General features: G+C 70.1%; 17 protein-coding genes. 13 read left to right on the top strand and 4 right to left on the bottom strand.

Annotation, left to right across the window (positions count from 1 at the left end):
* The first annotated feature begins 124 nt into the window (after window positions 1-124).
* Genes rpsP through trmD form a run of 4 tightly spaced genes read left to right on the top strand, consistent with a single transcriptional unit; the run spans window position 125 to window position 2,119 of the window.
* Window positions 125-550 (top strand): 30S ribosomal protein S16, encoded by a 426-nt coding sequence (rpsP, locus tag H9651_RS03095; RefSeq protein ID WP_191717648.1) that lies wholly within the window; start codon window positions 125-127, stop codon window positions 548-550.
* Between the two features lie 4 nt (window positions 551-554).
* Window positions 555-785 carry an RNA-binding protein gene (locus H9651_RS03090; protein WP_191717647.1) on the top strand — a complete coding sequence of 77 codons (231 nt, stop codon included), beginning with the start codon at window positions 555-557 and terminating at the stop codon, window positions 783-785.
* Between the two features lies 1 nt (window position 786).
* Window positions 787-1,428 (top strand): ribosome maturation factor RimM, encoded by a 642-nt coding sequence (rimM, locus tag H9651_RS03085; RefSeq protein WP_191717646.1) that lies wholly within the window; start codon window positions 787-789, stop codon window positions 1,426-1,428.
* Between the two features lies 1 nt (window position 1,429).
* Window positions 1,430-2,119, top strand: coding sequence for a tRNA (guanosine(37)-N1)-methyltransferase TrmD (trmD, locus tag H9651_RS03080; protein WP_191717645.1), 690 nt, complete (start codon window positions 1,430-1,432; stop codon window positions 2,117-2,119).
* Between the two features lie 14 nt (window positions 2,120-2,133).
* On the opposite strand, the gene map is transcribed toward trmD, so the two are convergent.
* On the bottom strand, window positions 2,134-2,916 hold the full coding sequence (map, locus tag H9651_RS03075) for a type I methionyl aminopeptidase (RefSeq protein WP_191717644.1): 783 nt from the start codon (window positions 2,914-2,916) through the stop codon (window positions 2,134-2,136).
* A 101-nt stretch (window positions 2,917-3,017) separates the two neighbouring features.
* Between map and H9651_RS03070 the strand changes: the two genes are divergently transcribed.
* The 5 genes from H9651_RS03070 (at window position 3,018) to H9651_RS03050 (ending at window position 5,979) form a co-directional block, all read left to right on the top strand.
* The gene (locus H9651_RS03070) at window positions 3,018-3,515 is read left to right on the top strand and encodes an MFS transporter permease (protein WP_191717643.1); all 498 of its coding nucleotides are present in this window, start codon (window positions 3,018-3,020) and stop codon (window positions 3,513-3,515) included.
* 154 nt (window positions 3,516-3,669) lie between these two features.
* Window positions 3,670-4,017, top strand: a complete 348-nt coding sequence (rplS, locus tag H9651_RS03065) for a 50S ribosomal protein L19 (RefSeq protein ID WP_191717642.1) — start codon at window positions 3,670-3,672, stop codon at window positions 4,015-4,017.
* A gap of 154 nt (window positions 4,018-4,171) precedes the next feature.
* Entirely contained in the window at window positions 4,172-4,966 is a 795-nt protein-coding gene (gene lepB, locus H9651_RS03060; protein ID WP_191717641.1) for a signal peptidase I, read from the top strand.
* Between the two features lie 7 nt (window positions 4,967-4,973).
* Window positions 4,974-5,633, top strand: a complete 660-nt coding sequence (locus H9651_RS03055; protein WP_191717960.1) for a ribonuclease HII — start codon at window positions 4,974-4,976, stop codon at window positions 5,631-5,633.
* 22 nt (window positions 5,634-5,655) lie between these two features.
* Window positions 5,656-5,979 (top strand): DUF2469 family protein, encoded by a 324-nt coding sequence (locus tag H9651_RS03050; RefSeq protein ID WP_191717640.1) that lies wholly within the window; start codon window positions 5,656-5,658, stop codon window positions 5,977-5,979.
* 140 nt (window positions 5,980-6,119) lie between these two features.
* On the opposite strand, the gene H9651_RS03045 is transcribed toward H9651_RS03050, so the two are convergent.
* From H9651_RS03045 to H9651_RS14865, 3 genes are read right to left on the bottom strand one after another with little or no spacing between them, the layout of a single operon-like run.
* Window positions 6,120-6,737 carry a response regulator transcription factor gene (locus tag H9651_RS03045; RefSeq protein ID WP_191717639.1) on the bottom strand — a complete coding sequence of 206 codons (618 nt, stop codon included), beginning with the start codon at window positions 6,735-6,737 and terminating at the stop codon, window positions 6,120-6,122.
* Complete coding sequence (locus H9651_RS03040) at window positions 6,737-7,819, bottom strand: sensor histidine kinase (protein WP_191717638.1); 1,083 nt, start codon at window positions 7,817-7,819, stop codon at window positions 6,737-6,739. Before H9651_RS03040 ends, H9651_RS03045 begins: the two co-directional genes overlap by 1 nt.
* 49 nt (window positions 7,820-7,868) lie before the next feature.
* Complete coding sequence (locus H9651_RS14865; RefSeq protein WP_263598633.1) at window positions 7,869-7,994, bottom strand: hypothetical protein; 126 nt, start codon at window positions 7,992-7,994, stop codon at window positions 7,869-7,871.
* A gap of 109 nt (window positions 7,995-8,103) precedes the next feature.
* On the opposite strand from H9651_RS14865, the gene H9651_RS03035 reads away from it, so the two are divergent.
* The 4 genes from H9651_RS03035 to dprA all read left to right on the top strand — a co-directional run bounded on the left by H9651_RS03035 (window position 8,104) and on the right by dprA (window position 12,009).
* On the top strand, window positions 8,104-8,766 hold the full coding sequence (locus tag H9651_RS03035) for a hypothetical protein (protein WP_225216312.1): 663 nt from the start codon (window positions 8,104-8,106) through the stop codon (window positions 8,764-8,766).
* Window positions 8,767-8,933: 167 nt separating this feature from the next.
* Window positions 8,934-9,296: a YraN family protein gene (locus H9651_RS03030; protein ID WP_191717637.1), complete on the top strand. Its 363-nt coding sequence runs from the start codon at window positions 8,934-8,936 to the stop codon at window positions 9,294-9,296.
* Window positions 9,293-10,825, top strand: a complete 1,533-nt coding sequence (locus tag H9651_RS03025; RefSeq protein ID WP_191717636.1) for a YifB family Mg chelatase-like AAA ATPase — start codon at window positions 9,293-9,295, stop codon at window positions 10,823-10,825. The genes H9651_RS03030 and H9651_RS03025 overlap by 4 nt, the downstream gene beginning before the upstream one ends.
* Window positions 10,822-12,009, top strand: a complete 1,188-nt coding sequence (gene dprA, locus H9651_RS03020; protein ID WP_191717635.1) for a DNA-processing protein DprA — start codon at window positions 10,822-10,824, stop codon at window positions 12,007-12,009. The genes H9651_RS03025 and dprA overlap by 4 nt, the downstream gene beginning before the upstream one ends.
* Window positions 12,010-12,037: the final 28 nt, after the last annotated feature.

The following is a 12,037-nucleotide window of genomic DNA, read 5'->3' as shown; positions in this document are numbered from 1 at the left end:
AATAGAAGGCTGGACCGCCCGACCGACCCTCTAACCGGACGCGCGATCCACCCTCCGAGCTTTTGCCGGGTGTGCACCCCACGCTCCAGGCGACGTTCATCCTTCCAACACATTCAGGAGAATTGTGGCTGTCAAGATCCGTCTCAAGCGGCTCGGCAAGATCCGTGCCCCGTACTACCGCATCGTCGTCGCCGACTCGCGCACCAAGCGCGACGGTCGCGTCATCGAGGAGATCGGCAAGTACCACCCGACTGAGGAGCCCTCGTTCATCGAGGTCGACTCGGAGCGCGCGCAGTACTGGCTCTCCGTCGGCGCCCAGCCGACCGAGCAGGTCGCTGCCCTCCTCAAGCTCACCGGTGACTGGGGCAAGTTCAAGGGCGACAAGAACGCCGTCTCGACCGTGAAGACGGCCGAGCCGAAGGCGCCCTTCGAGGTCGACGCCGCGAAGAAGTCCGTCGTCAAGCCCAAGGCGCAGAAGAAGGCCGACGAGCCTGCTGCCGCCGAGGCTGCGTCCGACGAGGCGCCCGCCGCCTCCACCGACGCCGAGTAATCCGTTGCTGGCCGCCGCGCTCGAACACGTCGTCAAGGGGATCGTCGATCACCCGGACGACGTGAAAGTCCACACCTCCACGTCCCCTCGCGGTGACGTGCTGGAGGTGCGCGTGCACCCCGACGACCGGGGTCGCGTCATCGGGCGCGGCGGACGCACGGCCAAGGCGCTGCGCACCGTCGTGTCGGCACTGGCTGACGGGCGCCGCGTGCGCGTCGATGTCGCGGACGACTGAGATGTCCGCTTCCAAGACCCCCCGCGCCCAGCTGCGCGTCGGGCGCCTCGTCAAGGCGCACGGCCTCAAGGGCGCACTCAAGCTCGAGCTGTACACCGATGACCCGGACGGGCGTTTCGTCCCCGGCGCCGTCTTCACGCTGCAGGTGCCCGAGGCATCGCCGTGGCACGGCAAGACCATCACGGTGCGAGAGCTGCGCTGGATGAACTCGCACCCGGTGGCGTTCTTCGAAGGCGTGGACGACCGCGAAGCCGCGGAGACCCTGGTGCGCGCGATCCTGTGGATCGACCAGGACGATGACGAAGAGGCCCCGGAGCCCGATGCCTGGTATGACCACCAGCTGGTGGGACTCGACGTCGTGCGCGACGACGCGGTCATCGGCCGTGTCGTGCGCGTGGACCATCTGCCCGCGCAGGACCTGCTCATCGTGCGCCCCGCCGACGACGCTGACCGCGAGATCCTCGTGCCGTTCGTCAAGGCCATCGTGCCCGAGGTGGACATCGCCGCACGCCGGGTCATCGTCACGCCCCCGGCAGGGCTCTTCGAGGAGCTCGCCCCCGAGCCGGAGCCTGCGCGTGAGGCGGACCCCGACGACGCGACACCGGATGCCACCGTCCCCGAGGCCGTCGCCGACGAGGACTGACGTGCGCATCGACGTCGTCTCGATCTTCCCCGCCTTCTTCGACGTCCTCGAAGTCTCGCTGCTGGGCAAGGCGCGCGGTGCCGGACTCCTCGACATCCGCGTGCACGACCTGCGTGAGCACACGCACGACCGTCACCGCACGGTGGACGACACGCCCTACGGGGGCGGGGCGGGTATGGTCATGAAGCCCGAGCCCTGGGGTGAGGCGCTGGATGCCATCACCGCGGACGCCGGCGAGCGACCGGTGTTCGTGTTCCCGTCACCGGCGGGCGAGCGGTTCACCCAGGCACAGGCCCGCGAGATGGCGCAGCTGCCGCACCTCGTGTTCGGCTGCGGCCGCTACGAGGGCATCGACGAGCGCGTGTTCTCCTACGCCGCAACGCTCGGCGATGTGCGCCTGGTGAGCCTCGGCGACTACGTGCTCAACGGCGGTGAGGTCGCTGCGATGGCGATGATCGAGGCGATCGGCCGGCTCGTCCCCGGAGTGGTCGGCAACCCGGCGAGCCTCGTCGAGGAATCGCACGAGGACGGGCTGCTGGAGTACCCCTCGTACACGAAGCCGTCTTCTTGGCGGGGCTACGACGTGCCGCCGGTGCTGCTCAGCGGCAATCACGGCGCCATCGCCGGCTGGCGTCGCGAACAGCAGATCGAGCGCACGCGCGAGCGTCGGCCCGACCTGCTGCCCGACTGACTGCGTCGGCCGGCTCAGTCGACGCCGAGGAAGCTGCGGTCCGTCAGCACGATCGGTCCGTCTTCGGTGATGGCGATCGTGTGCTCGGCGTGCGCGCCACGTGAGCCGTCGACGCTGCGCAGCGTCCAGCCGTCTGCGTCGGTGATGAGCTCGTCGGTCGTCTGCAGGAACCACGGCTCGAGCGCGAGCACGAGACCCGCGCGCAGCGGATAGCCCCGGCCCGGCTTGCCGTCGTTGGGAACGTGCGGGTCCCCGTGCATCGTGCGTCCCACGCCGTGGCCGCCGAAGTCGGTGTTGATGGAGTAACCGTCGGCGCGGGCGACCTCGGCGACGGCGTGCGAGATGTCGCCGACCCGGTTGCCGACGACGGCCGCTGCGATCGCGGCCTCCAACGCCCGCTCCGTGGTGTCGATGAGGGCGAGGTCCTCGTCGCGGGGCGTGCCGACGACGAACGAGACTGCGGAGTCGGCGACCCAGCCGTCGACCGCGACGGCGAAGTCCAGCGTCACCAGATCCCCGTCACGCAGGGCGTAGTCGTGGGGGAGGCCGTGCAGCACCGCATCGTTGACCGACGTGCAGATGACCTTGCCGAAAGGGCTCGCGCCGAACGAGGGGTGGTAGTCGATGTAGCACGACTCCGCACCGGCACGGCGAATCATGTCGTGGGCGCGGCGGTCGATCGCGAGCAGATTCGTGCCCACCTTCGTGTCGTCGCGGAGCGTCGCCAGCACCTCCGCGACGAAGCGCCCGGCGGGACGCATCGCCTCGATCTCGGCGGGTGTGCGCAGCTCGATCATCCGATTCCTTTCGTCTGCATCCATTCTGCCGGATGCCGGCACGTGCGAGGGTGTGCTCGCTCCCGGTGCCGTGTCGGGCAGGCAGGCGTAGCATCGAAGCCATGTGGCTACGACGCGTGTTCTACTCCTGGCTGCTGCCTGCCGCGTTCGTGCTGCCGCTGTGGCTCGTCGTCGGCTGGGTGATCTTCGACGCCGGTGGCTGGGCCTTGCTGTGGGTGCTGTTCATCGCGGTGCCGTCGGTGTTCCTCGGGCAGCTCGTTCTCATGTTGCTCGTGCGCGCCCGTGGCACGGTGCGCGCCCAGCGGGCGGCGTCGTGGCTGGACGTCGCCGGCTTCGGCGTGTGGCATCTGCTGACGATCGCCGTGGGTTTCTACAACCTGGCCTGGTTCGGAGTCGCCCTCGTGCTCGCGATCGTGGCCGCGCTGGCGGTGTTCTGGTCGTCGCTGTGGCAGTTGTGGACCGAGGCTCGCCCGCGAGTGACGCTAGTGCAGACCGCCGGGGGGACAGGCTTCATCGCACCGCCGTCGGCGCGGCCGGAGCCGGAGGATCTCCCCGGTGTCGTCGTGATCGAAGAGAAGCGCACGCCACCGAGCGTGTGAGTTTCGGCGGGGCGCCGCAGATATGGCAGAATGGATGTTCGTGCCCTGATCGACTCTGCCTCAGGGGAGCGGACCGCGCAGACGGTTCCCAGGCGCACGACTCTTACCCATCCTCTTTGCGGTCGACCTGTGGCGGTCGCAGGAAGTGAAGATCATGCAGATCCTCGATTCAGTCGACGCAGCATCGCTGCGTTCGGACATCCCCGTCTTCGGCCCCGGTGACACCGTCAAGGTGCACGTGAACATCACCGAGGGCAACCGCTCGCGTATCCAGGTGTTCCAGGGCATCGTGCTCGGTCGCTCCGGCGACGGCGTGCGCGAGACATTCACCGTGCGCAAGATCAGCTTCCAGGTCGGCGTCGAGCGTACGTTCCCGGTGCACAGCCCCGTGATCGACCACATCGAGGTCGTCACCCGCGGTGACGTGCGTCGCGCGAAGCTCTACTACCTGCGCAACCTCCGCGGCAAGAAGGCGAAGATCAAGGAGAAGCGCGACCGCTGACGCGCCTCTCAGACGGATGCCCCGGGGCTGGACCCCGGGGCATCCGTCGTTCCACGGCCGAGACCATACGCGTCGCAAGGCGACGGCCGCAGACTGAATGTGCGACGCTTGAAGGTGTCGCCGCCGCCAGGGGGCGCCGGAAGAAGGATGGTCGATGACGGCTGAGCAGACCGCCCCGCCGCAGCACCCGGGGGAGCCGCGCCGTCGTCACGGCTGGTGGCCGTTCGTTCGGGACGTGCTGGTGATCGTGCTGATCGCGGTGGTCGTGTCGTTCCTGGTGAAGACCTTCCTCGTGCGCTCGTTCTACATCCCCTCCGGGTCGATGCAGCAGACGCTGCAGATCGACGACCGCATTCTGGTGGATGAACTCACACCCGGCTTCGGCGGGTTCGACCGCGGCGACGTGGTGGTCTTCCGCGATCCCGGCGGCTGGCTGAACCCCGTGGTGGAACCGGAGCGGTCCGCCGCCGTCGAGGCGTTCGACTGGGTGCTCTCGATCGTGGGCTTGTCCGCGCCCGACAGCAAGGACCACCTCATCAAGCGGGTCATCGGCCTGCCCGGCGACCACGTGGTCTGCTGCAACGTGCTCGGCCAGCTCACCGTCAACGACGTGCCGATCGATGAATCCGCCTTCCTCAACCTCGCCGCGGGCGAGAGCGCCCCGCAGGAGGTCGCCTTCGACGTCGTGGTGCCGGAGGGGTCGCTGTGGGTACTGGGTGACAACCGCGACCACTCACGCGACTCCCGCTACAACCAGGACCAGCCCACCCAGGGCTTCGTGCCCATCGACAACGTCGTGGGACGGGCCTTTCTGATCACGTGGCCCATGGATCGAGTCGGCCTCATCGATGGGCACCACGAGGTGTTCGCCGGCGTGCCGGATCCCGATGGGGAGGCCGATCCCGAGCCGTCGTCGGGGCCGTCGTCCGAACTCGAGACCGTCCCGTGACGCCATGATGGCCGTCGTCGAGCCCCGTTTGACCCTCGAGCGCCGCCTGCTGCGCGAGTACCCGCTCGTGATCGCCTGCGACGAGGTCGGTCGCGGTGCGCTGGCGGGACCGGTCGCCGTCGGCGCGGTCGCGGTGGACGCCGCCCGCGCGCGCCGGCGCGTGCCCGAGGGGCTGCGCGACTCCAAGCTCGTCCCGGCCGCCCGCCGCCCCGACGTCGCCGCGCGCGCCGCCGGCTGGGTGGCGGCGTCGTCGGTGGGCTGGGCCAGCGCCGCCGAGGTCGACGAGATCGGCATCATCCGGGCGCTCGGGCTCGCAGCGCTGCGCGCGGTGAACCAGCTGCGCGAGCACGACGTCGTGCCGGAAGAGGCGATCGTGCTGCTCGACGGCAACCACGACTACATCACCCCTGCCGGCGGCACCGGGCTGCAGGTGCGCCCGGTCGTCAAGGCCGACCGCGACTGTGCCAGCGCCGCCGCGGCATCCGTCATCGCCAAGGTCGCCCGCGATGGGCTCATGACCCGGTTGCACGACGAGGCGCCCGACTACCAATGGGCGCGCAACAAGGGGTACGCGAGCCTCGAACACCGTGCCGCGATCCGCGCGCTGGGCCTGAGTACCCACCACCGCGCATCCTGGGCGATCGCGGACGCACCGACCCTGTTCTGACCGGCCATAGGATGGAGTCACCATGGACGATGAGGGCTTCGAGGATTACGACCGCGAACTTGAGCTGGCACTGTATCGCGAGTACCGCGATGTGGTGTCGCAGTTCGCGTACGTCATCGAGACCGAACGCCGGTTCTACCTCGCCAACGAGGTGAACGTGGTGCGTCGCGACACCGAGCACGACTTCTACTTCGAGATCTCGATGACCGACGTCTGGGTGTGGGACATCTACCGTGCCGACCGGTTCGTGAAGTCGGTGCGCGTGCTGACGTTCAAGGACGTCAACGTCGAGGAACTGACGCGGCGGGACTTCCACCTTCCCGAGGAGCTCTCGCTCGACACCTGAGTCGGCACCGCCTCCTCCCCAGCGGCGATTCCGGCGGAATCGTCCCCGAACCGGATGAGGGGCTGGGCGGGCATATTGAGCGTCCCGCGGGACCATAGTCGGCGCGAGGACGCATTGCCGATCGTCGGTGCTTCCACTCGCTAGAGCCACCCCCGGTCGCGAGCCATCCGTGCCGCATCGTGTCGCGTCGTACCGCCGGTCTTCTGCATCGCGGTGGACAGGTAGTTGCGCACCGTGCCCGGCGCGAGGTGCATTCGCCGGGCGATGTCGCGCACCGAGTAGCCCTCCCGCGTTTCGCGCAGCACGTCTGCTTCCCGCTCCGTCAGTGGCGAGTCATCTGCGATCGCCGCCTCGAGCACTTCGTGCGCGATCCAGCGCCTTCCGGCGTGCACCGCATGGATGACACCGGCGATCTCCTCGGGATCCGCTCCCTTACCCATGAACCCCATGATCCCCAGCTTGAGTGCGCGCCGAAGCACGCCCGGACGGGCATGGCGGGTGAGCATCAACACGGGCTGGCCGGGTCGCTCCGCGAGGATCCGCTCGACGGCCTCGAGCCCGTTCATCTCGGCCATCTCGAGGTCGATCACGAGCACATCCGGGCGATGCTCGATCGTCGCTGTCACCGCGTCGGCGCCGTTCTCGGCCTGCGCGACGACTTCGATCGTGCCGTCGAGCGGGAGGAGCGACGCGAGTGCCTCGCGCAGCAGCCGTTCATCGTCGACCAGGACGATTCGGACATCTCCCGCGACATCCATCACGCCGCCCCCTCACTGGATGCTGGCGGAATCCCGGCGGCGACGACGAAGCGTCCCGGCGGCTGTTCCAGGCGCAACTCGCCGCCCACGGCCTCGAGCCGTGATCGCAGGCGGGCGAGACCACTGAGCACGGGCCGAGCCCCGTCGGTGACTCCGTCGTTCATCACCTCCACCGACACCGGCGACGCTGTGATCCAGACCCTTTCCGCATGCGCGTGGCGGAGCAGGTTCGTCGTGGCTTCCCGGAGCACCTGTGCCAGCAGCGGATGTGCCGAGTCCCCGTTTGCCGGATCGAACCGCGTCTCCACCGCGAGCCCGGCTGCTTCGCACAGCTGCCGGGTGCTTTCGACTTCTGCCGGCAGATTCAGTTCGTGACGTGCGTACGCGAGCGATCGGGCGGCGGTGATCGTCTCGTCGGCGATGGTGCGGATGTCGCCCAGCTCCGCCTTCACTCGCCCCGCGTCGACCTCGATGAGCCTGCCCGCCAGTGCCGCCTTCAGTTTGATGATGTGGAGCGAGTGGCCCTGGATGTCGTGGAGGTCACCGGCGAACCGGACGCGCTCGCGTGCGACCGCGAGATCGGCTTCGGTCTCCTTCGCGAGCTCCAGCCGCCGGGCGATCAACCACGCCTGCTCGCTGACGAGAATGACTCCCACGATGAAGATCGTGCCGAGGAGAGGGGTGACGACGTAGGCGATGAACAGTGGCCACGTCGGGGCCCGGGTGGCTAATGTGGCCGCGCCGAGCGCGGCGATGCCGATTGCGAGTAGAGGAATCCACACCTTTCGGCGCAAAGTACGGACGATGAGCATGCCGCCCACGAGGGCGAGCGGTACGAATCCGATCGGGCTGGACCCCGTCAGCGCGCCGACGAACCACGTTCCGGCCGTGACCACTACGGCGAAGATGGGTCCCCAGAGTCGGTAGCCGTCAAGACTCCACTCTCGAAGGACTCCGAGCATGAGCAGCAGGCTCGCCGCCATCACGACCCCGTCCCACAACGACGTCGCTGTGAAGGCCACTCCGAGCACGGTCAGCGGCGCGATGGCGGCGACGGCGGTGGCGACTGCCAGTCGACGCATCCGGGAATCGACGGTGGGATCATCCGCGGCGTCGCGACTCAGTCTCTTGTCAGACATTCTGTCCCGTGGTCTTGCTGCCGAAGCGCCCGCCTGCGTACATCTTCCCGATCACTGCCGCCAGGAAGACGGCTGCCGCGACGTACTGCGCAAACAGCTGGTGGGGAAGTTGTTTCATCCTGGCACGATCGCCCTGTTCGGCGCACCGGCGGTAGTGACATGGTGTCACCTGTCTTCGTGACACAGCGGCACTGCACACCAGTCGCCGCGGGGGGTGATATGGGTGCATGTCAACTACAACTCCCATTCCGGCCCAGGCGGAACGCTTGGCGTTCTGGCGGCGCCCCTTCGGCGTCATCCGGCAGAATCTGCGCGTCTACGTCATCCTGAGCGCCGCGGCCTACGGCCTCGTCGTCATCGGCTTCGTGGTCGGACTGATCTTCCCCGAACTCAACGAGGCGCGGCTGATCGCCCTCGACGACAGCGGCACCACGGAGCTGGCGACCAGCGTGTTCAACGCGCCACCCCTCTTCGCCTTGCTCATCTTCGCCGTGAATCTCTTCGCGATGTCCCTTGCCCGGATCCTCCTTCCCTCACTCGTCCTGCCCTTCGCAGGTCTGGGATTCTTCGGCTACTGGGCCGTTGAAACCGGCATCACGCTCGTGCAGAGCACGCCGGCGGGGTGGGTTGGACTGATCCCTCACTCGCTGACGCTCCTCATCGAGGTGCAGGCCTACGTCCTCCTCCTCCTCGGTGCGTACCTGCTCGGAAAGGCCTGGATCTTCCCTCGCACCGTCGGCGCTCCCAATCACCGCCGCGGCTACCTGTGGGGTCTCCAGCGCATAGGCCTCCTCGCCCTGCCGGCGTTGGTGCTGCTCGCTGTCGGCGCGGTCTGGGAGGCGTACTCGCTGCGATACCTCGTATACCCGTTGACCGAGCTCCTGCTCTAGCAGGTTTCTCCGAGGGGTCGGCCACGAGCTCCGGTCACGTGCCGGATGCGCATCGCCGAACGAGGTGAGCCGGCACCGCCTCCTCCCCAGCGGGAATTCCGGCGGAATCGACCCCGAACGCACTGATCCGCGCCACACGGCGTGCTCACACCCGCCACGATCGCTGCATGGCAGCCAAAGACGAGCGGGGACGGGCGGGCGAGGCGCGGGCGGCGCGCTACCTGCAGGATGCCGGCTGGCGACTGCTCGCGCGCAACTGGCGCTGTCCGCAGGGCGAACTCGATCTCGTGGCGGCCCGCGACCGGGTGATCGCCGTCGTCGAGGTGAAGACCCGGCGCAGCGACGGCTACGGGCATCCGCTGGAGGCGGTCGACGACCGCAAGCGGCGACGACTGTGGCAGCTGGCCTACGCCTGGATGGCCGCGCACCCCGACGCCGTGCAGGGATGCCAGCTGCGGCTCGACGTCATCGCGATCACCGGCGAGGACCCGGCCACCGGGGCGCTGGATCATGTGCGAGACCTGCGATGACGGTCGCTCGCACCTGGGCGGTGGCGCTGACCGGCCTCGACGGCGCGCTCGTGGAGGTGGAAGCGGATCTCTCGCGACAGACGCCCGACTTCAAGATCATCGGGCTGGCCGACAAGGCGCTCGGCGAGGCGCACCAACGCGTGCACAACGCCTGCGAGAACAGCGGGCTGCAGCTGTCGCGTCGCCGCATCACCGTGAACCTGTCCCCGGCGAGCCTCCCGAAGCACGGCGCCGGGTTCGACGTCGCCATCGCCGTCGCCGCCCTCGCCACCGAGCATCGCCTCGACCCGGGGTCGCTCGCCACCACCGTGCACCTGGGAGAGCTCGGCCTCGACGGCCGGTTGCGGCCGGTGCCGGGCGTGCTGCCCGCCGTCGTCGCCGCCGCGCGTGCGGGCATCACCCGCGTGGTCGTGCCGCACGCGAACCGCGCGGAGGCCGAGCTGGTGGACGGCGTCGAGGTGGTGGGCGCCGTGAGTCTCATCGACGTGCTGCGCCGGCACGGGCTCGACGTCGAGCCGCGCGACCTCGACCCCGTCGCCGGCGAGGGGCCGCCCGACGACGCCCCGCCCCAGCTGGAGCTGGCCGACGTCATCGGCCAGCGCGACGCGGTCGACGCGATGGTCCTCGCCGCCGCGGGCGGACACCACGTGCTCATGAGCGGTCCGCCGGGCGCGGGCAAGACGATGCTGGCGCGGCGACTGCCCGGCATCCTCCCCGCCCTCGACGACGCCGCCGCGCTGCAGGCTGCATCGATCCGCTCGCTCGCGGGGGCGCGGGTGGTCGCCCTCGAACGCACGCCGCCCTTCGAAGCGCCGCACCACACCGCGAGCGTCGCCGCGCTCGTCGGGGGCGGCAGTCGCATGATCCGCCCCGGCGCGATCGCGCGGGCCAGTGGGGGCGTGCTCTTCCTCGACGAAGCGGGGGAGTTCGCCTCGGGCGCGCTCGATGCGCTGCGCGAACCGCTCGAGAACGGCGCGATCCAGATCCATCGTGCCGGGGCGAGCGCCGCCTTCCCGGCGCGATTCCAACTGGTGCTGGCGACGAACCCGTGTCCGTGCGGTGCCTACGGGGTGCCCGGCGGTGACTGCGTGTGCCCGCCCTCGGGTATCCGCCGCTACCTGGGGCGGCTCTCCGGCCCCATCCGCGACCGCATCGACATCGAGCTCGCCGTGCGGCGCGTCTCGGTCGCCCATGCGCAGGCGGCGGCTGAGCGGCCACTCACGTCGGCCCAGGCGCGTGCCCGCGTCGATGCGGCGCGGGCGCGCGCGCAGGCCCGGCTGGTCGGCACCCCCTGGCGCACGAACGCCGAGGTGCCGGGCGCGTGGCTGCGGCAGGGACCGTTCGCACCGCCGCCGGCGGTGCGGCGGCCCCTGGACGCCGCGTTGCACCGCGGTGCGCTGACGCTGCGTGGCTATGACCGTGTGCTGCGCGTCGCGTGGACCAGCGCCGACCTCGCCGCCCGCGAGCGCATCGACATCGACGACATCGGCCGCGCGCTCTACCTCAAGAAGGGGATGACTCCGATATGAGCCTGCTCACCGACCCCGCCGCTTCGCGCGCCCTGCTCCTCGGGCTCGTCGGCGGCGACCTCGATGACGACGACATCGCCGAGCGACACGCCCGCGCGCTGTGGTCGGGGATCTGCGAACCCGGCGACGGAGATGCGGGGTCCCTCGTGGCGGAGTTCGGCGCCGCCACCGCGCTGGCGCTCGTGGAGGGCAACGACGAACCCGCCGTCGCGACGGTCGAAGGCTTCGACCGTCGCCGCGCGCACGACGCGCTCGCGCGCTGGCGACCGCGCCTCGCGCCGGCGGCGCTGGCGGCGGGTCTGGACAGTGCCCGCCGCGTCGGGGCGCGGCTCGTCGTCCCCGGCGATGCGGCCTGGCCGGCGCACCTCGACGATCTCGGTCGCCACGGGCCGCTCTGCCTGTGGGTGCGCGGCGCGTTGACGCCACCCGCCGGCCCCGCGGTGGCGGTCGTCGGGGCGCGGGCGGCGACGTCGTACGGCGAGCACGTCGCGATGGAGATCGCCGCGGACCTCGCGGGCTCCGGCATTCGCATCGTGTCGGGGGCGGCGTACGGCATCGACGGTGCCGCGCACCGCGCCGCGCTCTCGGCGGGCGGAGTCACCGACGCACTGCTGGCCGGCGGGGTGGATCGCGCCTACCCCACGGGACACAGCGACCTGCTGGCGCGCATCACCCGCACCGGAGCCGTGATGAGCGAGGTCATGTGCGGCTCGGCGCCGACCAAGTGGCGCTTCCTCTCGCGCAACCGGCTCATCGCGGCGCTCTCCGACGCGACGGTCGTCGTGGAGGCGGGGTGGCGGAGCGGTTCGCTCAACACCGCGGCTCACGCGGCGAGTCTCGGACGCAGCCTCGGGGCCGTACCCGGTCCGGTGACGAGCCCCGCGTCGGCCGGATGCCACCGGCTGCTGCGCGAGTTCGACGCGCGCTGCATCACCGGCGCCGCCGACGTGCGGGAGATGCTCGGTCTCGACGATGATCTGCTGCCGGGCGCCGACGACTGGGTCGATCAGGCGACGGCACTGCGCGACGCGCTGAGCACGCGCTCATGGCGACGGGTGGACGACGTGGCGCGGCGATGCGGGCAGAGCGTCGCCGACGTCGAACGCGGGCTCGGACTGATGCTGCTCGATGGGCGTGCCCAGCACGGTCCCGGAGGCTGGCGCCTCGTCGTCACCGGCCGCTGAGGGCACGTTCGGTGCGCCGTCACCGCCG

This window comes from Microbacterium pullorum (assembly GCF_014836535.1).
Lineage (GTDB): Bacteria > Actinomycetota > Actinomycetes > Actinomycetales > Microbacteriaceae > Microbacterium > Microbacterium pullorum.
Note: the sequence above shows the minus strand (reverse complement) of the source record. Positions and strands in the feature narration are given on the sequence as shown.

Bases quoted from the DNA above. Each gene is read 5' to 3' on its own strand.
- H9651_RS14865 (WP_263598633.1), bottom strand. From the start codon at position 7,994: ATGAAACAACTTCCCCACCAGCTGTTTGCGCAGTACGTCGCGGCAGCC.
- map (WP_191717644.1), bottom strand. From the start codon at position 2,916: ATGATCGAGCTGCGCACACCCGCCGAGATCGAGGCGATGCGTCCCGCC.
- H9651_RS03070 (WP_191717643.1), top strand. From the start codon at position 3,018: ATGTGGCTACGACGCGTGTTCTACTCCTGGCTGCTGCCTGCCGCGTTC.
- H9651_RS03025 (WP_191717636.1), top strand. From the start codon at position 9,293: ATGACGGTCGCTCGCACCTGGGCGGTGGCGCTGACCGGCCTCGACGGC.
- H9651_RS03045 (WP_191717639.1), bottom strand. From the start codon at position 6,737: ATGGATGTCGCGGGAGATGTCCGAATCGTCCTGGTCGACGATGAACGG.
- lepB (WP_191717641.1), top strand. From the start codon at position 4,172: ATGACGGCTGAGCAGACCGCCCCGCCGCAGCACCCGGGGGAGCCGCGC.
- H9651_RS03040 (WP_191717638.1), bottom strand. From the start codon at position 7,819: ATGCGTCGACTGGCAGTCGCCACCGCCGTCGCCGCCATCGCGCCGCTG.
- rplS (WP_191717642.1), top strand. From the start codon at position 3,670: ATGCAGATCCTCGATTCAGTCGACGCAGCATCGCTGCGTTCGGACATC.
- dprA (WP_191717635.1), top strand. From the start codon at position 10,822: ATGAGCCTGCTCACCGACCCCGCCGCTTCGCGCGCCCTGCTCCTCGGG.
- H9651_RS03055 (WP_191717960.1), top strand. From the start codon at position 4,974: ATGGCCGTCGTCGAGCCCCGTTTGACCCTCGAGCGCCGCCTGCTGCGC.
- rimM (WP_191717646.1), top strand. From the start codon at position 787: ATGTCCGCTTCCAAGACCCCCCGCGCCCAGCTGCGCGTCGGGCGCCTC.
- H9651_RS03030 (WP_191717637.1), top strand. From the start codon at position 8,934: ATGGCAGCCAAAGACGAGCGGGGACGGGCGGGCGAGGCGCGGGCGGCG.
- H9651_RS03050 (WP_191717640.1), top strand. From the start codon at position 5,656: ATGGACGATGAGGGCTTCGAGGATTACGACCGCGAACTTGAGCTGGCA.
- H9651_RS03035 (WP_225216312.1), top strand. From the start codon at position 8,104: ATGTCAACTACAACTCCCATTCCGGCCCAGGCGGAACGCTTGGCGTTC.